The sequence below is a fragment of the Citrobacter sp. Marseille-Q3906 genome (assembly GCF_916618775.1).
In the GTDB taxonomy this organism is placed as follows: domain Bacteria; phylum Pseudomonadota; class Gammaproteobacteria; order Enterobacterales; family Enterobacteriaceae; genus Citrobacter; species Citrobacter murliniae.
This window is the reverse complement of record NZ_CAKAKA010000002.1, coordinates 2,324,966-2,345,202: the sequence shown is the minus strand read 5'-3', so window position 1 is coordinate 2,345,202 and position 20,237 is coordinate 2,324,966. Positions and strand designations below refer to the sequence as shown.

The window sequence follows — 20,237 nt, the reverse complement described above, 5'->3', positions numbered from 1 at the left end:
TGTAAAATTTTCCCTACTGATGCTATTTATTCTTTTTGTCGGAATTTTATCATGGCCATGGAAAACGCTCTCTGGATACGGAATGGATATCACGCTCAATATTCTGGTCTGGATCTGGGTAGCTCTGTGGGGAGCTGCTCTTTCAATTCTGCTATGGCGTAAGAATATTAAGGGGAGTCTGCCTTTGGTACTTCTGCTCGCGGGCGCGATCCTGATGAGTTTACCACTGGCATGGACACCAATGAGTTCATGGGGAGAATCACTTACCCGTCTGGGGGGGATCTGGGCAATGGCTCTGCTAATGGGGCTACTTTTACAGTTTCCCCTGCGGGGACGCGAACGTCAGTGTATTTATATGATTATTATTGCAGCAGGGATTATTCAAACAGGGATTTCCTGTTGGCAAATTCTGGCACCGGAAAATGCTGCTGCCTGGACGGAGTATTCCTTTGCCGGCCAAAATGGCCGTCCTGCAGGCACGTTTCTGCAAATCAATCTGTTAGGTTCTTTTTTAGCAACCGCTTTCCTGTGTGCACTGTGGCTAATGTCTTCAGGACTGACGCCAGGTTTGCGCAAAGCATCCATGCTGTGTTCTGTGCTGTTGTGTGCCGGTGTCATTATTACTCAGTCCCGTTCAGCGCTGCTCAGTGCCATAGCAGGTGGTGTTTTGATGTGCATTTTTAATCGCAAGAAGCCTTTTATTCTTGCGGTTTTGGTGGTGACTTTGCTGGGGTCATTCGTGGGTGAGGCAACTCTCAATCAACGCGTCAAGCTGTTACCGCAAACACTAGATACCGCTATGGGGAATTTAACGGGGACAAACCACGACGAGCGTCCTCGTGATATCGACTTGAGAACAGACTGGAATCGCCAGCATTCTGATGCTGAACGTTTCACTTTACTCAAAGGCGGGATGGCGCTGATTTATTCGCATATTTTTAAGGGGAGCGGACTTTCTTCTTTTGAAACTGCTTTCCCCAAGGCTTTGGCCAGTGAGGGAATAACCAATCCTTTTACTGTGACGGTTCGTTACCCACATAACGAATTAATTTATGTCTGGTGCGAAGGCGGAATACTGGCATTAACAGGGATCTTACTTTGGTTGTCTCTTGTGATTGCGCCGTTTCGGGCAATTAAAGCACGTAATGTCTGCTCGCGTGGGGCATTACTATTACCTCTGTTGCTACATATTATGACGGAGTATCCCTTGTATTTATCTGCTGTACATTGCGTGTTATTGGTTATATTGCTGTGGCTGGCACTTCCAGTGACGATCAAAAACAGTGAGAAACGCTGGCAACCTTCATTTCCATTACGCTTGGGAATACAGGCAGCAAGTTATGTTCTCTGTCTGTCAGGCACCCTATTTATGGTGACCGCACTGCAGTCTGCTAAACAACTGCGTCAGGCAGAGGATTTTTGGTTAAGCGATCCTTCATTATTGGCCGTTTCTGGTAATGATTATGCACAGGCAGACCATTTGTTGTTTGATCGGGCAGCTAGCGACCTGGCGCTTTTCAATATTAATTCTGATGTCTCGTTACTTATACAGTTTCAGTCTCAGGCCGGAGAGTGGCTGAAGTGGCATAACGATTCAAACATGATGGACTCAATGAGAAAAATTGCCTTGTATTTTAATAATTCACCACAAGCGCAATACTGGAATTATCGTGGTTGTTTGAGTTTTCCACAGGATACTCGCTTTTCATGTACAACATCTGTAATGCAAGGGAAACCACAATAATGAATGAGTCCAAAGCGCTACAACCCGTATCAGCGGTGCAAATTACTCATCTGGATGAAATGGTTGGCGGCTGGTTTATTGGTGCATTTACACCTGCTGCTTATTCGACGAATGATGTTGAAGTTGCTGTAAAACATTTTCCTGCTGGAGTGGTTGAAAAGGCGCATGTCCACCGGATTGCTACAGAAATAACATTGCTGCTACAGGGACGAGCACGGATGGCTGACAGGGAACTGAACGCAGGCGATATTATCACTCTGGCACCGGGAACCGCCAGTGCATTCGAGGCTCTGGAAGCGTGTATTACCGTGGTAATAAAACATCCCGGTGCGCTTAATGACAAATATTTTGAGAGTTAATGTGATGCTGAATATTGTGATTCCAATGGCAGGTCGTGGAAGCCGGTTTGCGCAGGTGGGTTTTACTGATCCAAAACCCTTCATCTCCATTGCCGGTGTGCCGATGATTGAACTGGTTATTAATAATTTACGCCCGAGCTGCCCACACCGGTTTATTTTCATTTGTCAGCAAGCACATCTGGAACGCTATGATTTTGCTGCGCGTCTGGAAAGTCTGGCTCCAGACTCTCTGGTTATCAGCGTCGCTGATATTACTGATGGCGCACTTTGCTCTGTTTTGAGTGCCGCAGCGTTAATTGATAACAGTTCCCCTTTGATGATTGCCAATTCCGATCAGTGGGTAAATATCAATATTGACGACTATTTAGCAGAAATCGAACGCCGCGACCTCGATGGCTTTATTATGACAATGTCGGCAACTGATTCTCGTTGGTCGTATGTTAATTATGATGAAGAAGGGTGGGTATCTCAGGTCGTCGAAAAAGAAGTTGTTTCCAGTGAGGCGACTGTTGGCATCTATAATTTTCGCTCTGGTCGTGATTTCTGCCGTCTGGCGCGATCGATGGTTGCACGCAACGAACGCAGCCAGGGGGAATTTTATGTCGCCCCTGTGTATACCCATATGTATCGTGAAGGGTTATTTCGTATCGGTACTTATAATATTGGCTGCAATGGGAAAGGGATGCATGGTCTGGGTACACCTGAAGATCTTGCGCAATTTATGAAGAGTAAGGCCCTGAAAAATGCCCTGGAGAAATGTGAGGCAACGGTATGAGACTTATTGCCTGCGTACACCGGAGAGGATTACGTTGGCCTGTATGCCGGGTATTGCAGGATCCTGAACGCTGTTTTTCCCGACTTCCTGATAATACAACTGTCATTACATTTGCGCGGGTTAAGAGTGCTCCAGTACATAAACTGACAGCAGTAGATCGCTTTTTAGACATCACTAGCGCTAATGTTGTTTGTTCACACTGGGATTTTTCCCCATTGGCGGCTCAGTTACTATGGGATACTGCACATCTTATTCCTGTGGGTGGTTGTCTCTATTTACTTGAATCGGAAGGCGTAGGGGAATTACTCTCCAGGTCCTATTATAAAAATAGATTCGTTGAGATCACATCAGCAATCCCGGGTATTCGTTGTTTCCAAAAAAAGAGTCTATTACCAGCCGAAAATGATCGTGGTCTGGATGCCTGGAGTTTCTGTATTCCGGTTGGTGGCACCGATGCAGACATGTTAAATGCTTGTGTGGAACGGATTCTCTCTTTGGGGGTGAAGCAACAAGAGATCATTCTATGTGGCCAGGTACCTGAAGACTTTAGCTATTTTAGTAAAGTGAAAATTATTGGTGAAGCATTACCCGAATATCCAATACATATTACCAAAAAGAAAAATATGCTGGTAAAAGCGGCTACTTTACCTAATTTATGTATTCTTCACGATCGTGTTCTGTTGCCCGTTAACTTCAAAGACGCAATCAAGCGTTTTGGTGATAATTATCCCTTCGTTGGTTTTCAGTCATTCTGGTTTGCTGATCAGTGGCAGGCTACACCGCGTCGTTATTCCGACTTTGGTACGATATCGTCAGTACCTGAGGCTTTAATAAAAGCTGAGCGTTTACGTCGCACAGAAATTAAAGAATTTAACCCGATGAAAATGGCTGCGCAACATCCCGTTCGCTCTCATTTTGGTCATGATTATCTGACCGGCAGCCTCTATTTGTGTAAGCGAAGCGTTTGGCATTGCTTGCCACAGAATGAGAACCTGTTCTGGGGGGAGTTTGAAGACGTAGAGCAGGGAATTCAAGCGGCAGTAGCTGGTATACCTTCTCGTGTAAATCCTTATTCACTGACAGAATCGCAGCGCTATCGCAGCATAATGCATGGATATGGCGTGCTATCTGGAGTGGTGAAAAATGGTTGTATCAGACAAGAACGATCTCCAATGGAATGGTGGGGATTTACACGCAAACCTGCACTGGATATTACTCATCAGGAAGGGATAAAGCGTCTCGCGGCTTTTGCTCAACGCTATACGGGAAGCGATATTCTGGTTCGTCAGATACAACATCGCCCCTTAACCGGAGTGCGTCGCTTTTGTCTGATAGCGAAATTATTGTGGCAAACGCAAGGTAATACCAAACATCTGGTAGAAGATTGGTTCAAGGAGGTTTTATGTGAATCTTATGATCCGGTCTCGAGAGAATCATTTCAGTTTGTACTGAATAGTGCAGCAAGTGTCGCGGATAAAAAGCTTTTTTTCCTTAAGCATATTAGCCTGACGCGCCAGTTATTTAATAATTTTTTCTCTTCACCTTTCATTATGCCCGATAAAACTCAAGAAAAAACAGGGATCAATAAATTTATAGGAACATTCATTGCCGCAGTCTGGTTGAAGTTCTTTAGTCGACATACGGCTTTCCCTATATCGTTACTGCAGCTCTGGCGTATCTTACGCAATCACAGAGGTGTTGTATGACACAAATTAATGTACTGAATGCACCGCTTACCACCGTACATTCATGGGCAGAAGGAAATAGCGAAGCGCTGTTATCATTATCTGGCATTAATGATACTTGTACTGTCTGGATTACACTGTGTGATGACCGGATAGTTGAAACCAGAGAAATGACGGAAGCCGGGCCTACATATCCGCTGGTTTTCATTATTTATCAGAATGGGATGCAGGAAGCACCAGAAAAGATTTGGCCAATGTGTCTCCATTATATCAATGCGGTCGCGCGCAATACACAGCAAGTGGATCTCATTCTCACAGGCGAAATGATCTCTCATCGGTATGCTGCGTGGGTAAACTGGTTGAATTTTGTTTCTGATACACCATTACCATTGCGTCGGCTGCTCCTCTTAAGTGTTTTGAAAATAATAGCCTATGGCAATGGGTTTTTTATTCAAAATAGAGCCGTACAATTTGTATCCCGCTTATTCAGGAAAATGTAATGAAACAACTAAGCCTCGTTATTCAGGGGCCTGTGCAAACTAAAGAACAAACTCTTGAGCAGTTTTTATGGCAGCTGCAACGAGTGCGGGATACATTTCCTTTAGCTGAAATTATTGTTTCATCCTGGGATATGGCTGATGCCGGGAACGAGTTTCTCGCCGACTTGTTATCACATATGGATATTACGTTGGTTCTCAGTGACGATCCTGGTCCCATTATCGGCTGGGAGTCAGCAGGTAAGCATTTGACAAATGTTAATCGCCAGCTAGTTTCTACTCGCGCGGGGTTGAATGCTGCAACCCGGGAACTGGTAATTAAGCTACGTACTGACTGTTATCTCACCGATCGATCTATTGTGAGGTTACTGGAACAGCATGTTGCTGCGGATGATGGCTTCATTCGTGATAATACGTTTAGTGTATTTTCTCAGCGCGTTATTACTGCCAGTTGGATCGCTCGTGATGCCAGAGGGAGCCTACCTTTTCTGTTTCATCCGGGTGATATTTTTCTTGCAGGACGCACGGAAGATATTAAAGTATTTTTTAATTCACCACTAGCCACTCGAGATCTCTTCATGCCCACTATATTTCCTGGGGGCCTGTGGTGCGCATGGCGTTATGTACCTGAGCAATGGCTGTGGGTTCATGCCATTAAAAAAGTTACGGGTAAATCTGTTTTTGATGGCAATTCCCAGCGCTCGGAACAATTAATATCTCTTTCGGAACAATATTTTCTGGCAAATTTTATCGCTTTTAATCCTGAACACCTTGGGTTGCGTTGGCCTAAGTTTCAGAGAAAATATAAATGGCGAGGTGCCTTCAGTGTTTATTCTTATTCACGATGGTTACGTTTATATAAACGCTATAATGGAGTGAAGGCATTTACTCCTCGAGCGCTTGTCAGTTATCTTATAACACGGGTATGGCGTTGGGGATATATTATACGTGCAAGGTTGCTTTGCTGCGAAGCAATACGTCGCGTAGTCTTATCTGTCTTTATTCATCGGAGCGAATAGATGAGTATCGTTAATGGTTTTATTTCTGATGTAAACAGGAGAGCGACGATATATGAGGTCTGGCAGTCGAGGCACCTGATTGTACAACTAATAATACGTGATTTATCCGTTCGCTATAGCCAGACTCTGTTGGGATGGCTATGGGCATTTTTAAATCCAGCCATGAATATGGCAATGTATTACGCTATTTTTGGGGTGATGGTACGGTTTTCACCACCAGAATATCAAGTATCTTATAGCTGGGTGCTGTTATGTGGGTTGATTTTATGGATGCTGTTTGCCTCCACGCTTAATGCCGTATCCGAATCTCTTATTAATAATATACAATTGGTTAAGAAAGTGTATTTCCCGCGGGTTGCACTGACATTTTCTTGCATAGGTGTTAACAGTATTGATTTTCTCATTACTATGTTCTGGTTAATTTGTATGCTCCCTTTTTTAGGGACTGACTGGTCTGTCTATCAATTGCCATTATTGTTTATTTGTAGTGGGGTGATGGTGCTAACCGGGTGGGGAGTAGGGTGTTTGATGGCGATACTTAGAACTCGTTTTCGCGATTTTCGCCATATTATCCCCCTGTTAACTCAGTGCTTGTTTTACGCAACACCTGTTGTCTGGACGCCTGGTTTACTGCCTGAACGTTTTTACTTTCTGACAGTATTAAACCCACTGAGCGGTATTATTTCTCTTTTTCGTTATGTCTTACTTGGCGGGGCTTGTCCTTCCTTTATCTTGTTGATTATCAGTTTTTCGGGGTGCGGATTAATCATTCTGGCGGGTTATTTTTGTTTTAATCACTATGAAGCATTAATTGTGGACAGAGAATGATCAGATTCGAAAATGTCAGTAAATGTTATCTCCGACATCAGCTACAAGGAAACTCGCTGCGTACGGCACTGGCGTTCCAGCGCAATAACGAGCATGAGTATTGTAATGCGTTAACCAGCGTCAGCTTTAATCTGGTGCAGGGTGAGTCTTTAGGTGTCCTGGGACGAAATGGTTCAGGTAAATCAACCTTGTTAAAACTCCTGACGCGAGTGACTCGCCCTTCGTCAGGACGCATTTTTGTTCGCGGACGTCTGGCCTCTCTTTTGGAGGTTGGTGCTGGATTTCATCATGACCTGAGTGGCCAGGAGAACATTTTCTTGGCAGGGGCAATTTTAGGTATGCGTAAATCGGAAACGCAAAAAAAAATCAAAGAGATTGTCGAATTCGCAGACATTAATGATGCACTTTACCAACCAGTGAGAACATATTCTTCGGGGATGTTTTTACGTCTCGCATTTTCGGTTGGTATCCATTTGGACTGCGATATTTTAGTTATTGATGAAGCGCTGGCCGTAGGGGATATGCAGTTCCAAAAACGTTGTCTTGAGAAGGTAAAAAGCTTCCAGCAGGAAGGGGGAACCTTAGTGTTAGTCAGTCATGATGCTGAGCAATTACGTGCAGTATGTCAGCGGGGTCTGGTCCTTGAGAAGGGATATCTGCTACATGATGGCTCCTTATCTGACGCTTTGAAATATTACTCAACGTTATAAAGAGATTAAGGATATTCACATGCAAATTTTGGCTCATCGAGGGGCCTGGCTCACATCCACAGAAAAAAACTCCCGCGGAGCGTTAGTGTATGCGCTTAAGTCAGGATGGGGAATTGAGACAGATATTCGTGACTTAGACGGAGAGTTGGTGATCAGCCATGATATGCCCCGACGAGGGGTATTGCCTCTGGAAACGTTATTTAAAGATTATGTGAATAATAGCTGTTCAGGCACACTGGCTTTAAATATGAAGGCTGATGGCCTGGCGAATGAATTGAAAGTATTGCTGACCCGGTATCAGATTACACGTTATTTCTGTTTTGATATGTCTGTGCCGGACTCTATGGACTATTTTTCAGCAAATATGATCACCGCTGCGCGTCTTAGTGAATATGAACCTGAAGGAGAACTGAGCCAGCGTGCGTCGGTTTTATGGGTGGATGGTTTTAGCTCTAATAAAGTCGAAATTGTTCTTATTAAAAGATGGCTGGCGTCAGGAAAGAGCGTGAGTTTTGTTTCACCAGAACTACATCAACGTGATCATGAATATTTTTGGCAAAGTCTGAGATCATTGCCTGAAGAATTGCTCAGTCACCCTAACATGATGTTGTGTACCGATTTCCCTGAGCAAGCAGAGGCATTATTAAAATGACACAGATTCGCGCCGTAGTGTTTGACATGGATGGGGTGCTAATTGATGCCAGGGATTGGCATTACCAGGCATTGAACCAGATTTTAGCGATGTTTGGGGTGGCGATTAACCATCAGGATCATCTGCTTGAATTTGATGGTTTACCGACTAAAGATAAACTGACTTTGCTGACAAAACGTTATGGGTTACCTGAGTCATTGCATCCTTTTATTAATGAGATGAAACAGCGTTATACCATGCAATTGATTCATCAACATTGCTGGCCAGTGTTTGAACACCAGCTCACGTTAGCCTGGCTTAGGCGTCAGGGTTATCAGGTGGCTGTTGCGTCTAATTCTATTCGCGACAGTATTGAAACAATGATGAGGAGAGCCCAGCTTTTACCCTATCTGAATTTTTTTCTGTCAAATGAAGATGTTACCTGCGGAAAGCCTGATCCGGAAATTTACAACAAAGCCTTTCAGATTTTAGGGATTACACCCGCGGAGTGTGTCATTGTCGAGGATAATCCACACGGTATTATGGCTGCGAAAGCTTCGGGGGCGCACGTTTTAAGCGTTAAAGAACCAAAAGATGTTACTCGAGATCTGGTACGTAACTTTATTAATCAATGTGAGTCTATAAGATAATGAAGCCTATTTTATTATGTATTAACACCGTCGCTATGAATAGTGAAGATATATTTTCTTCGATTATTAACTGCGTGTTTCAAACTGGAGTACACCATAAGAATATAGATAACATATGTTATCTACCATCAAATAATATGACACCGCTATGTCAGGCGCTGTATGCTGCAGCCGATATTCCAGACCATGTGCCTGTACTGATAACAACAAGTGAACGCCTTCCGGGTTTCTTTCCTGCAGAGATATCATTATCTGGATTAGTTGCAGGGGATGACGGGTGGCTTTTTTTTCATCGAGCCGATTTTTTTCGTCATTGCGCTATGAATGCTATTCGGGCTTATGACCCAACCAGCAATATAATAACTCTGACGGATTGCTGGAATCAGGCTCTGCTCTCTACCGAATATCATTTATAGCCACTGTTATATCGACTCTTTATCTAAATGACTAATGTACTAGCGTTATTATTTCCATTATCTGGAGGTGGTTATGCCACATTTCACTGATGAATTTCATTTGCTGTATGCATCTCAAGTCAGTTCTCTTATAGGTGAGTTATCTTTGTTTGGGGTAACAAAAAAGATTAAACGAGAAGAGATTATCAGGTTTTCTCAGCCGGGACGTTCCGTTGTATTATTAATATCTGGATTTTTTTCAATCTATCATATGCAGGACAATCTGTTTATAGCTTATCAGTCCCCGCAGTCCATTTTCGGTTTGTTGGGGTTAGTTACGGATGTTGACAGTATCTATCTGAAGGCTGAGACGGATGCAGAAATAGTTTTAGTTGATGTTGATGTTGTGCGTGAAAAAGTGGAGGAGAAAAAGTTGTGGAAAGCAGTAGCCATTAATCTTGTCCACATGCTCGCTTTAGCGATTCATCGTGATAGCAAGACGCTCAATAAGACCACCTATCAGCGAGTTTGCTTATCAATTTTAGAGTATGAAAAATTACCTTCAGAAATAAAAAAAAGAGTCGTGCTCAGCAAATATATTATTACGCGAACAACATTATCTCGTTCGTTGGTGATGAGTATTTTAGCAAGACTAGCTAAAGAGGGACGCGTTATGATAAAACGTGGACGATTGCTTTATGTTGACTCTTGTTTAGCGAATTTAAGGGAGTGCAGACACTAATTTATTTGTCAGGTATGTAACGCAGTATCACCCTTCATTTTTCTCGTATGCACGAGGGAGGACGATGATGCAGACATCAAAGAACTCTCTTAAGAAAGGCTCTTCCAAAATTTTTCTCAGGTACACCCCAACAGTTGAGGGATGCTCTTACATCAACTGGAAATAATGAGCGTTTGATATGGCTATAGGCAACAAAAAGCAGCGAGTTTTGCAACTCGCTGCTTTAGGGGGGCTATGAACGAGTTTTGATGACTTGTTCATAAAATTTGATTGGTCGGCACGAGAGGATTTGAACCTCCGACCCCCGACACCCCATGACGGTGCGCTACCAGGCTGCGCTACGTGCCGACGCTATGGCTGCTAATACTACTGCTTTCCACCACGAATGCAAGGGGAGACCTTGCTAACTGATTTATAATTAATCAGTTAGCAATAAATCGTTTCTCATCCGTCAATACCTGCAGCAGCAGACTTAGCTGTGGTTTCTGATCTTTGATTTTCTCGCCGTGCAAATTATACGTCTGGTAATTACCGTTGCTGTTGAGCACCAGCGTCATCTCCGGTGTGGTAATCGCCAGCGTATTGCCGTCGGCTGCTGTTACCCAATAATGGCGGCGCGTGGCATTGAACAGATCCTGCCCCTGAGAATATTCGTTCGCAGGCGTACTGACGTGCAGCAGGCGTTGCATGAGCGTGGTCATCAGGTCGGTATGATCGGTCAGGCTATTAATACGCTGTGCGGGTGTACCAGGCCAGTGAATCACCAGCGGAACCTGTAGATGACCACGAGACCAGTCGAAGTTGTTCTCTTCCTGAGACAGCGGTACACCGCGACCCGCGGTAATGATGACAACCGTATTGTCCAGCTTACCTGATTCACGCAGGGCGCTAAGGATACGGTTAATGTTCGCGTCTACGTCCTGAGCCGCGTTGGCGTACCGTTTAACAAAATTCTTCTGGTTGCTGTCGTCAATGTTGGTACCGTTAAAGGAGACCCATGAGAACCAGCGGTTATCTTCCTGCGCGTAGCGGCCCAGCCAGTTGATCCATTGGTTTGCCGTTTGTTCGTCAGATTGTGTTTGCACGCTCGGCATGGAGAAATCCGACAGTAGCGCCTGACGATAAAGCGGGCTGGTGAAGCCATCAGAAGAGAATAACCCCAACTGATAACCTTGTTGATTCAGCGCGGAGATCAGAGCAGCAGGCGTTCTGGTCGCCAAAATGCCATCCATATAGCTTGGCGAAACGCCATAAAACAGGCCAAAGATACCGTTATCCGAGGTGTTCCCTGAACTCATGTGGCGCGTGAAAGAGATATTCTGTCCGGCGAATTCAGCCAGTGCTGGCATCTGCTTTTCAAAGCGTGAGTAGTTCAGGCCGTCGACAGTGATCAGCAGGACATTCTGGCCGGTTCCCATATCACGATAACGTAGTTCGCTAAGTGGATACTGCACAGAAACAGCTTCCGGGTTTCCTTGCTCGATCAGACGGCGCTGATACTCTTGCGCGTCCAGCAGACCATGTTTTTCCAGAAACTTACGCGCTGTCATCGGATAGGAAAGTGGCAGGTTAGCGCGCTGCATGGTAATTGGGCGATAGAAGTTAGCATCTGCCCAGATATACACCACATGGGAGGCGATAAATGAAACGAAAAAGAATGCTGCTAACGGCTTAGCGAAATGACGGCGACGCGTCAGACTGCGCAGCTTCTGCCAGCTCCAGGTCGCAAACAGCATTTCTATTAGCAGAATTATCGGCACGCTGATAAACATCAGCTGCCAGTCGCGTGCAGCTTCGTTCTGGTCAGGGTTAATGACCAGTTCCCAGACAATGGGATTGAGGTGCAGGTGGAAACGAGTGAAAACTTCGCTGTCAATTAACAGCAACGTCATACCTACCGTTGCCAGGATGGCTGATAAGAATCGCATCAGCCTCTGGGACATGACGATAAACGTCAGGGGAAACAGTATCAGCAGGTAGGTGGCAAACACCAGGAAGCTAAAATGCCCGACAATGCTCAGGTAAGAATAGACACGACCTGCAAGCGTAGTCGGCCAGTCGGCGACAAACAGGTACCGACTACCGAGCACCATGGCCAACAGAATGTTGAACAGGGCAAACCAGTGTCCCCAGCTAACCATCTGGGAGACTTTCTCACGGTAGCGCTGACGATGAGTTAGCATAAACTGTTGTTCGTTTCCCCGGAGCAGGCTCTCAATGCGCTTGGTCGTCGTTTACCGAAGACTGTAATGCGCGGGCAAAAGAGTTTGCAATCGCCTGGCGCTGGGCCGGAGCGATGCTTGTATTGATAAGGTTAGTGACCATGTTTCCCAGCACCATCAGGGAAAGATCGGTCGGCGCCTTATGTTTTTCCAGTACGTTGAGCATCTCATTCAACAATTGTTCAACGTGTTCATCACTATAGCGGGAAATTTGTGGCATAAATCGAAATCAGTCTGTTCATGAAAGGGCAACATATTACCGTAGCGACAGTTTTTTTTCTGCTTTTTTATCTTCTATTGCGTCACTGCCCGGCAGGTGGTTGAATACCGCCCGGTCTTAAAGGAGAGTTTATCATGAGTCTGGATATCAACCAGATTGCCCTGCACCAGCTTATCAAGCGTGATGAGCAGAACCTTGAGCTGGTCTTGCGCGATTCATTACTGGAACCGACAGCGACCGTTGTCGAGATGATGGCTGAACTGCATCGGGTGTACAGCGCTAAGAACAAAGCGTATGGCCTCTTTAGCGAAGAGAGCGAACTGGCGCAAACCTTGCGTTTGCAGCGCCAGGGAGAAGAGGATTTTCTAGCGTTTAGTCGTGCTGCGACGGGGCGTTTGCGTGACGAACTGGCGAAATATCCGTTTGCCGACGGTGGGATCGTACTGTTCTGCCATTATCGCTATCTGGCGGTAGAGTACCTGCTGGTCGCAGTGCTGAACAATTTGAGCAGCATGCGCGTCAATGAAAACCTGGATATCAACCCGACGCACTATCTGGATATCAATCATGCAGACATCGTGGCACGCATTGATTTAACCGAGTGGGAGACTAATCCCGAGTCCACACGCTACCTGACTTTCCTGAAAGGTCGGGTAGGGCGTAAAGTTGCTGATTTCTTTATGGATTTTCTTGGTGCCAGCGAAGGGCTGAACGCCAAAGCGCAAAACCGAGGCTTACTGCAAGCTGTGGATGACTTTACCGCCGAAGCTCAACTGGACAAAGCCGAGCGCCAGAATGTGCGTCAGCAGGTTTACAGCTACTGTAACGAGCAGCTCCAGGCGGGTGAAGAGATTGAGCTGGAGTCACTGTCGAAAGAGCTTTCCGGCGTCAGTGAAGTCAGTTTCAGTGAGTTTACTGCTGATAAAGGGTATGAGCTGGAAGAGAGCTTCCCGGCGGATCGCAGTACACTGCGCCAGTTAACCAAGTTTGCCGGGAGCGGCGGTGGGTTGACGATTAACTTTGATGCCATGCTGTTGGGTGAGCGTATCTTCTGGGATCCGGCAACGGATACCTTAACCATCAAAGGTACTCCACCGAATCTGCGCGATCAGCTACAGCGTCGGACTTCGGGCGGAAAATAAGTGGATGCCGGGCTGTGATGTAAACATCTCCCCGGCCTGTGTCATCATCGTTCACAAGATGCCATAAAAAAACCCCGCCGAGGCGGGGTTTTTCTTCAACTTGTTGGCGATTACGCGCGAACGAAGTCGATGTGAGCCAGTTTTGGCTTGAACGGATGACGCTGTACTGCCTGAGCTTTAACTTTAACTTCTTTACCGTCAACAACGATGGTCAGAACTTCGCTGTAAAATTCAGCTTTAGCTTGCATGTTCATGATTGAATCGTGATCCAGTTCGATAGCAATCGGGGCTTCTGCGCCACCGTAGATGATTGCCGGGAACTTGTTAGCGGTACGCAGGCGGCGGCTCGCACCCTTACCCTGCTCTTTACGTACTTCTGCATTGATAGTAAACATTTAAATCTCTCTTAATTAAGTCCTGTTACAGGCGACCCAGCAACAGGTAAGTGATCTGCTTTGCGTATGCAAAAGCGGGCGAGATTCTATACTCAAACGGCTGGTACATCAATCAAAAGTACAATTAACCACGTAATTCATGTGCTCGCCGGAAGCGGCCTTCATAATCGAAGACCTTTTCTCGGACTTGCCAGTACTGACCTTTCATGCGTGCGACCACAAAATCGGGATACCGTAACAGGGCCTGTTGCGCAAGAATATCGGCGGCGGTTATCCAGCGTAATGGAATACCCGGTGTTCGGGTGTGAGGGCGAATAAATAGCTGCTCAAACGCAGTGCGTTGAGCGGGAGTGTGCAAGCGAAAGCGCTCGCTGACATCTGCGCCATCTTCATCGTAATAGGTGATTTTCAGCCATTCGCCTTTGTCATCCTGACCATTCTGTAGCACCATTCCGCTACAACGCAGGACCAGCGCATCTTTGAGCCTCAACGCCGCCTTTAGCATATCATCCGGGTCGACCAGGACGGTATCGCACTCACGACAGCGCCGGGCGGCGATGTCATTTTCAGCATTGCATTGCGGACAATTTTTAAAGCGGAAACGAAAATCGCACTGTTCACGATGGCCATCATCATCTTCAAACCAGCCCTGACAGCGTCGGCCAAAATGTTCAATCAGCGTGCCATCGGCGGTCATCTTTCCCCAGAAGGTGTTTGCAAACCCGCAGGCTGGACAGAAAACCTGTACCGGGACATTGTCGCTTTTCCCTTTCGGCGCGCCGACTTCCGGGGCGTACAAATCGTGTGGATTACCTGCGTAGTCGAGGATCAGACAATCGGTCTTGCCTGGTGCCAGTCGTAACCCGCGCCCGACAATCTGTTGGTAAAGACTAACTGACTCGGTAGGGCGCAGGATCGCAATGAGGTCGACGTGCGGGGCATCAAATCCGGTGGTTAATACCGCCACGTTGACCAGGTAGCGAAAGCGTTGTGCTTTAAAGTTTTCAATAAGTACGTCGCGCTCGCTTCCTGGTGTATCGCCAGTAATGAGAGCAGCATCGTCAGCAGGTAACAGCCCGAGAATCTCTTTAGCGTGCTCAACGGTGGCGGCGAAAATCATTACCCCTTTGCGCGTCTGGGCAAACTCAATAATCTGGCTGATGATATGCGGCGTTATTCGCTGCTGCTTTTTCAGCTCCCGGTTAAGGTCAGCTTCGCTAAACAAGCCATTACTCTGCGCCTGCAGGCGACTAAAGTCATACTGGACTACTGGCATATCAAGGCGTTCTGGTGGCGTCAGATAGCCATGTTTAATCATGTAGCGCAGCGGTAATTCGTAAATGCAGTCACGAAACAGCGCCTTTTCATCTCCGCGCACCATGCCATGATAATGAAAATGGTAAATCCAGCCTTTACCGAGACGAAAAGGTGTGGCGGTAAGACCGAGCAGGCGCAAGTGAGGGTTTACTTTGGTCAGGTGAGTAAGGATTTGCTGATACTGACTTTCTTCATCATCACCGATGCGATGGCACTCATCGACGATTAACAGGGAAAACTCAGCCTGAAACGCCTCAAGATTGCGTGCGACTGATTGCACGCTACCGAAAACCACTTTTCCATGACTCTCTTTACGCTTCAGACCCGCGGCAAAAATATCAGCTTCCAGCCCTAGTGCGCAGTACTTTGCGTGGTTTTGCGCGACCAGTTCTTTTACATGTGCCAGCACTAACACGCGCCCACGCGCCACGCGAGCCAGTTCGGCAATCACCAGACTTTTACCGGCTCCGGTTGGCAGGACGATTACCGCAGGTGTGCGGTGGTGACGAAAGTGGTTGAGCGTGGCATCCACGGCTTCTTTTTGGTAGGGACGAAGTGTAAAAGTCATGGTCTCACTGTGATAAATGGTAACGATGAATAGTATGCCACGAATCTTTTTCCCTTGAGGGAAGTTGTTAGCTCGTTATACTGGGCGGAAAACGGCTCCACTTTTCGGGCATAACGCTCGATTTCCGTATTGTTACAGGCAAAATCACACTCATGCGACTTGATAAATTTATCGCTCAGCAACTCGGCGTCAGCCGCGCTATTGCCGGGCGTGAAATCCGTGGTAACCGTGTTACCGTTGATGGTGAAATCGTCAGAAATAGCGCGTTTAAACTGCTGCCAGAACATGACGTTGAATATGACGGCAATTCCCTGGTTCAACAAAATGGCCCGCGCTATTTTATGCTTAATAAACCTCAGGGCTATGTTTGCTCAACGGATGACCCGGATCATCCGACGGTGCTCTATTTCCTTGATGAGCCTGTTGCCTACAAACTGCATGCGGCAGGGCGTCTGGACATTGATACCACCGGGCTGGTACTGATGACCGATGATGGACAGTGGTCACATCGCATCACTTCTCCGCGTCACCATTGTGAGAAAACCTATCTGGTGACGCTGGAGTCGCCGGTGGCAGAAGATACCGCCGAACAGTTTACCCGGGGTGTTCAACTGCATAATGAGAAAGATCTCACTAAACCGGCGGTGCTGGAAGTCATTACGCCTACGCAGGTCCGTTTGACCATCAGTGAAGGGCGCTATCATCAGGTTAAACGTATGTTTGCTGCCGTGGGGAACCACGTTGTGGCGCTGCATCGTGAGCGAATCGGTGCCATCAAGCTTGATGACGATCTTGCGCCTGGTGAGTACCGTCCATTGACCGAAGAAGAAATTGCCAGCGTTAACTTAACCCCTCGTTAATTTCAGGAGCTAAATGTGACCACCCGGCAGAACTCTTCAATTGCCATTGTTTTTATCCTTGGCTTGTTGGCCATGTTGATGCCGTTGTCGATCGATATGTATCTTCCGGCTCTGCCGGTGATTTCAGCTCAGTTTGGCGTGCCTGCGGGCAGTGCGCAAATGACTCTCAGTACCTATATTCTGGGATTCGCGGTAGGGCAGCTGCTCTATGGCCCAATGGCGGACAGCATTGGGCGCAAGCCGGTGATTTTGGGTGGAACGCTGGTTTTCGCCGCGGCGGCCGTTGCTTGTGCGTTGGCGCAAACTATCGATCAATTGATCATTATGCGTTTCTTCCACGGCCTGGCGGCAGCGGCAGCGAGCGTGGTTATCAATGCTCTGATGCGCGATATTTATCCGAAAGAAGAATTTTCGCGCATGATGTCATTCGTCATGCTGGTCACGACAATTGCTCCGTTGATGGCCCCGATCGTGGGGGGCTGGGTGTTAGTATGGTTAAGCTGGCACTACATCTTTTGGATCCTGGCCGTAGCAGCAATTCTGGCCTCGGTGATGATTTTTACCCTTATCAAAGAGACTCTGCCCGTCGAGCGCCGTCAGCCTTTTCGCCTGCGCACGACAATGGGGAACTTCGCCTCGTTGTTTCGACACAAGCGGGTCTTGAGCTACATGCTGGCCAGTGGGTTTAGTTTTGCTGGGATGTTCTCATTCCTTAGCGCCGGACCCTTTGTCTACATTGAGATCAACCATGTTTCGCCACAGAATTTCGGCTATTACTTTGCGCTGAACATCGTCTTCCTGTTTGTGATGACAATTATCAACAGCCGATTTGTCCGTCGGGTTGGGGCATTAAATATGTTCCGCACCGGGCTATGGATCCAGTTCGTTATGGCTGGCTGGATGGTATTCAGCGCGTTGTTCGGGCTAGGGTTCTGGGCGCTGGTGGTTGGTGTTGCTGCGTTTGTCGGTTGCGTGTCGATGGTGTCATCAAACGCGATGGCAGTCATTCTGGATGAGTTCCCGCATATGGCAGGTACGGCGTCATCGCTGGCCGGGACTTTCCGCTTTGGCATTGGCGCTATTGTTGGTGCGCTGTTGTCACTGGCGACCTTTAATTCAGCCTGGCCGATGATCTGGTCGATAGCATTTTGTGCTACCAGTTCAATTCTTTTCTATCTCTATGCCAGCCGTGCAAAAAAAACGGTGATCTAATACACAACCTGGAGGCCACAAGGCCTTCAGAGTTGATGTACATCAACAGCAAATCTATCATTTCCCCAGCTTATGTTTATTTTATGTAAAATCAATTTATGTAAAAAGTCACACCATTGTAGTTAAAAAGGTTGAGTTAGATCGCAGAAACGAGTACATATAGCCCGCAAAGATGTCCGAATTGATAAATAAATTTAAATACCTGGCTAAGTAAGCCGCATACGGACTGGATGTAAACGTTTACTAACTCTCTAAAGACGTGATGTCAATGATGTGTTAATATTGGTGTAAAATAATTGTGAAGTAATTGTGCTTCCGGGGAATAAAAGTGACTACATTACAACTCTCAATCGTTCATCGTCTGCCGCAGTGCTATCGTTGGTCGGTGGGTTTCGCAGGTTCAAAGGTTGAACCGATTCCGCAAAACGGTCAGAGCACGGAGAACAGCCTGGTGGCGCTCAAATTGCTCAGTCCCGACGGTGACAGCGCGTGGTCGGTAATGCATAAACTCAGTCAGGCGCTCAGCGACATTGAGGTTCCTTGTTCCGTTCTGGAATGTGAAGGGGAACCGTGCCTGTTTGTAAATCGGCAGGATGAATTTGCCGCAACCTGCAGGCTGAAAAATTTCGGTGTGGCGATAGCGGAACCTTTTTCAAACAACAATCCATTTTGAGCGTCAGCTTAGCGCGAGCAGCTGACGCGTATATTCCTGTTGTGGTGCGTTAAATACGTGCTCGCATTGCCCCTGTTCCACGACCTCTCCCTGCCTTAGCACAATCACCTGATGGCACAACGCACGTACAACATGCAAATCGTGGCTGATGAAGATATAAGCCAGGCGATGCTTTTCCTGTAATGACTTCAGCAGCGTCAGGATTTGCGCCTGTACGGTTCTGTCGAGTGAGGATGTTGGCTCATCCAGAATGATAAGTGATGGTTTTAAAATTAAGGCTCTGGCAATTGCGATGCGTTGGCGTTGACCACCGGAAAATTCCGCAGGATAGCGATGTCGCGTTTCAGAATCCAGCCCCACTTCTGCCATGACTGCTTTCACTTGTACTTCGCGTTGTTCTGCCGAAAGGGTTGGCTGGTGAACCCGCAATCCTTCTTCAATGATCTGTAAAACACTCAAACGCGGATTCAGTGAAGAATTTGGGTCCTGAAAGACAACCTGAATGCGATGGCGCACCGGCAACAGCTGACGACGATTTAACGTATGCAGCGCGTGACCATCAAATACAATACTCCCTTGTGATGCGATTAGCCTCAGTAGAGCCAGGCCAGTGGTGCTTTTGCCTGAGCCTGATTCACCTACCAGCCCTAACGTTTCCCCAGCTTTCAAAGAAAAGCTGACGTTATTAACCACCACATTATGGTCCACGACGCGTTTAAGGATACCTTTGCGAACGGGAAAACCGACACAGAGACGCTCAACTTCCAGCAAGGGAGATTGTCCGGCCGGTAACGGTACCGGCTCGCCAGAAGGTTCGCTGTTTAATAATTTTTGCGTGTAGGGATGGGAAGGGGATGAAAGCAGTATCCCGGCCTGATTTTGTTCAACACACTGACCGTTTTGCATAACTGCAACGGAATCTGCCAGTTTTTTCACAATGCTGAGATTATGGGTGATAAACAGCAGACCCATGTTCAATTCGCGCTGCAATTCCCGTAGCAGTTGCAGGATCTGTGCCTGCACGGACACATCCAGCGCGGTAGTGGGCTCATCGGCAATTAACAGCTCCGGACGTGTTAGTAGCGCCATCGCGATCATGACGCGCTGGCGTTCGCCGCCGGAAAGCTGGTGCGGATAGTCCGCCAGACGTTTTGCCGCCTGACGTATCCCTACGCGATCCAGACAATTCAGGATTTCTGCCCGTGCAGCCTCCCGACGCATTCCCCGGTGAAGTGACAGCACCTCATAGAGTTGTTTCTCCAGACTATGGAGCGGGTTCAGCGACACCATCGGCTCCTGAAAAATCATTGCGATTTTATTTCCCCGTACGCCGCGTAGCGTCTGCTCGTTAGCGTGGAGTAATGGTTCACCGTGAAAACGGATATCGCCGGAGAGGTATACCGCCGGAGGGGAGGGCAATAAACGTAAAATCGACAGCGCGGTGACGCTCTTACCCGAGCCAGATTCACCCACCAGTGCCAGGGTTTGACCTGCTTCAACACGCAACGAGACATTATTGACCACGGTACGCACGGTTTCCTGCTGGCGAAAACCAACCGACAAATTCTCAATGGCTAACAGAGGTTGTGTCAT

At 47.1% G+C, this 20,237-nt stretch carries 20 protein-coding genes and 1 tRNA gene; 15 read left to right on the top strand and 6 right to left on the bottom strand.

The window, feature by feature from the left end; all coding sequences use genetic code 11:
- Nucleotides 1-82 precede the first annotated feature (82 nt).
- The 11 genes from LG384_RS15465 (at nt 83) to LG384_RS15415 (ending at nt 10,035) form a co-directional block, all read left to right on the top strand.
- On the top strand, nt 83-1,744 hold the full coding sequence (locus LG384_RS15465) for an O-antigen ligase (RefSeq protein ID WP_225761190.1): 1,662 nt from the start codon (nt 83-85) through the stop codon (nt 1,742-1,744).
- Complete coding sequence (locus LG384_RS15460; protein ID WP_136345345.1) at nt 1,744-2,103, top strand: cupin domain-containing protein; 360 nt, start codon at nt 1,744-1,746, stop codon at nt 2,101-2,103. Before LG384_RS15465 ends, LG384_RS15460 begins: the two co-directional genes overlap by 1 nt.
- Entirely contained in the window at nt 2,081-2,878 is a 798-nt protein-coding gene (locus tag LG384_RS15455) for a glycosyltransferase family 2 protein (RefSeq protein ID WP_223307005.1), read from the top strand. Before LG384_RS15460 ends, LG384_RS15455 begins: the two co-directional genes overlap by 23 nt.
- Nucleotides 2,875-4,584, top strand: coding sequence for a hypothetical protein (locus LG384_RS15450; protein WP_225761189.1), 1,710 nt, complete (start codon nt 2,875-2,877; stop codon nt 4,582-4,584). The genes LG384_RS15455 and LG384_RS15450 overlap by 4 nt, the downstream gene beginning before the upstream one ends.
- Nucleotides 4,581-5,063: a hypothetical protein gene (locus LG384_RS15445; protein WP_225761188.1), complete on the top strand. Its 483-nt coding sequence runs from the start codon at nt 4,581-4,583 to the stop codon at nt 5,061-5,063. The genes LG384_RS15450 and LG384_RS15445 overlap by 4 nt, the downstream gene beginning before the upstream one ends.
- The gene (locus LG384_RS15440) at nt 5,063-6,079 is read left to right on the top strand and encodes a WavE lipopolysaccharide synthesis family protein (protein ID WP_225761187.1); all 1,017 of its coding nucleotides are present in this window, start codon (nt 5,063-5,065) and stop codon (nt 6,077-6,079) included. The genes LG384_RS15445 and LG384_RS15440 overlap by 1 nt, the downstream gene beginning before the upstream one ends.
- The gene (locus tag LG384_RS15435; protein WP_075261761.1) at nt 6,080-6,907 is read left to right on the top strand and encodes an ABC transporter permease; all 828 of its coding nucleotides are present in this window, start codon (nt 6,080-6,082) and stop codon (nt 6,905-6,907) included.
- Nucleotides 6,904-7,617, top strand: a complete 714-nt coding sequence (locus tag LG384_RS15430; RefSeq protein WP_225761186.1) for an ABC transporter ATP-binding protein — start codon at nt 6,904-6,906, stop codon at nt 7,615-7,617. The genes LG384_RS15435 and LG384_RS15430 overlap by 4 nt, the downstream gene beginning before the upstream one ends.
- Nucleotides 7,618-7,636: 19 nt before the next feature.
- Nucleotides 7,637-8,269, top strand: coding sequence for a phosphodiesterase (locus LG384_RS15425; protein ID WP_225761185.1), 633 nt, complete (start codon nt 7,637-7,639; stop codon nt 8,267-8,269).
- The gene (locus tag LG384_RS15420) at nt 8,266-8,898 is read left to right on the top strand and encodes an HAD family phosphatase (protein WP_225761184.1); all 633 of its coding nucleotides are present in this window, start codon (nt 8,266-8,268) and stop codon (nt 8,896-8,898) included. The genes LG384_RS15425 and LG384_RS15420 overlap by 4 nt, the downstream gene beginning before the upstream one ends.
- Nucleotides 8,899-9,387: 489 nt before the next feature.
- The gene (locus LG384_RS15415; RefSeq protein WP_045445298.1) at nt 9,388-10,035 is read left to right on the top strand and encodes a helix-turn-helix domain-containing protein; all 648 of its coding nucleotides are present in this window, start codon (nt 9,388-9,390) and stop codon (nt 10,033-10,035) included.
- A 271-nt stretch (nt 10,036-10,306) separates the two neighbouring features.
- Here the strand turns inward: LG384_RS15415 and LG384_RS15410 are convergent.
- The 3 genes from LG384_RS15410 to LG384_RS15400 form a co-directional block, all read right to left on the bottom strand.
- Nucleotides 10,307-10,383 (bottom strand) — tRNA-Pro (locus LG384_RS15410).
- A 74-nt stretch (nt 10,384-10,457) separates the two neighbouring features.
- Entirely contained in the window at nt 10,458-12,218 is a 1,761-nt protein-coding gene (gene yejM, locus LG384_RS15405; RefSeq protein WP_045445137.1) for an LPS biosynthesis-modulating metalloenzyme YejM, read from the bottom strand.
- A 31-nt stretch (nt 12,219-12,249) separates the two neighbouring features.
- A complete protein-coding gene (locus LG384_RS15400; protein WP_003027506.1) occupies nt 12,250-12,477 on the bottom strand; it encodes a YejL family protein in 228 nt (75 codons plus the stop codon).
- A gap of 134 nt (nt 12,478-12,611) precedes the next feature.
- On the opposite strand from LG384_RS15400, the gene yejK reads away from it, so the two are divergent.
- Nucleotides 12,612-13,619, top strand: coding sequence for a nucleoid-associated protein YejK (gene yejK / locus LG384_RS15395; RefSeq protein ID WP_005129293.1), 1,008 nt, complete (start codon nt 12,612-12,614; stop codon nt 13,617-13,619).
- Nucleotides 13,620-13,729: 110 nt separating this feature from the next.
- Here yejK and rplY read toward each other — a convergent pair whose 3' ends face one another.
- Both rplY and LG384_RS15385 read right to left on the bottom strand, forming a co-directional pair.
- Nucleotides 13,730-14,014 carry a 50S ribosomal protein L25 gene (rplY, locus tag LG384_RS15390; protein WP_045445132.1) on the bottom strand — a complete coding sequence of 95 codons (285 nt, stop codon included), beginning with the start codon at nt 14,012-14,014 and terminating at the stop codon, nt 13,730-13,732.
- 124 nt (nt 14,015-14,138) lie between these two features.
- A complete protein-coding gene (locus LG384_RS15385) occupies nt 14,139-15,899 on the bottom strand; it encodes a DEAD/DEAH box helicase (protein ID WP_045445129.1) in 1,761 nt (586 codons plus the stop codon).
- 152 nt (nt 15,900-16,051) lie between these two features.
- Between LG384_RS15385 and rsuA the strand changes: the two genes are divergently transcribed.
- The 3 genes from rsuA (at nt 16,052) to LG384_RS15370 (ending at nt 18,644) form a co-directional block, all read left to right on the top strand.
- Nucleotides 16,052-16,759, top strand: coding sequence for a 16S rRNA pseudouridine(516) synthase RsuA (rsuA, locus tag LG384_RS15380; protein ID WP_045445126.1), 708 nt, complete (start codon nt 16,052-16,054; stop codon nt 16,757-16,759).
- 15 nt (nt 16,760-16,774) lie between these two features.
- Entirely contained in the window at nt 16,775-17,971 is a 1,197-nt protein-coding gene (locus LG384_RS15375) for a Bcr/CflA family multidrug efflux MFS transporter (RefSeq protein WP_045445122.1), read from the top strand.
- Nucleotides 17,972-18,299: 328 nt separating this feature from the next.
- Complete coding sequence (locus LG384_RS15370; RefSeq protein ID WP_045445119.1) at nt 18,300-18,644, top strand: YejG family protein; 345 nt, start codon at nt 18,300-18,302, stop codon at nt 18,642-18,644.
- Nucleotides 18,645-18,647: 3 nt separating this feature from the next.
- Here the strand turns inward: LG384_RS15370 and yejF are convergent, their stop codons facing one another.
- Complete coding sequence (gene yejF, locus LG384_RS15365; RefSeq protein WP_225761183.1) at nt 18,648-20,237, bottom strand: microcin C ABC transporter ATP-binding protein YejF; 1,590 nt, start codon at nt 20,235-20,237, stop codon at nt 18,648-18,650.